The sequence below is a fragment of the Allokutzneria sp. NRRL B-24872 genome, assembly GCF_002155965.1.
Classification (GTDB): domain Bacteria; phylum Actinomycetota; class Actinomycetes; order Mycobacteriales; family Pseudonocardiaceae; genus Allokutzneria.
Genome location: NZ_MUMH01000344.1, coordinates 1 through 564, shown reverse-complemented (window position 1 = coordinate 564; position 564 = coordinate 1). Strand labels below are relative to the sequence as shown.

The window sequence follows — 564 nt, the reverse complement described above, 5'->3', positions numbered from 1 at the left end:
GAGGGCTGGAGTTGCCTCCTGGTGACGCGGGCGACACGGGTCACGAGGGGGACCCCACGGATGTCCCACCCGGCGCGGTGTCCCTGGCGCGGCCCATGGAGCGGGGCTCCATAGGCCCGGAGCTGGACTGGAACGCCGACGCCTGGCTCGAAGTGCGTACACGCGCCCAGCGGGCCGGCCGCGCCTACATCTGGCTGAACCTCGTCGAACAGCGGCTGCGCGCCGTGGTGGCCGCCGTGCTGCGGCCCATCTACGAGCCCGTCCACGGCGACGACTGGGTGGTCGCCGCCGCCGGGCCCGCCGGACAGGAGTGGGTGCAGCGGGCCGTCGCGGTCCGCGAGGTCAGCCGCCGCAAGGGCTATCTGCTCGACCCCGCCGACGACAACACCCTGAGCTTCCTCACCCTGCCCCAGCTCCGCGAGCTGATGGTGCAGCACTGGCCCTGCTTCGAGCCGTACCTCGACGAGCGGCGCGACGTGGAACTGGCGCTGGACGAGCTGGAGGTCACCCGCAACGTCGTCTCCCGCAACCGGGCCCTGTCCGAGGCCGTCCTCGCCCAGGCCG

1 protein-coding gene is annotated in these 564 nt (G+C 73.2%); it reads left to right on the top strand.

Annotated features, from left to right (window positions below; all coding sequences use genetic code 11):
- Nucleotides 1-95: 95 nt before the first annotated feature.
- The coding region (locus tag CCN37_RS37945; RefSeq protein WP_246843559.1) for an SAV2148 family HEPN domain-containing protein at nt 96-564 on the top strand (469 nt) is incomplete at its 3' end.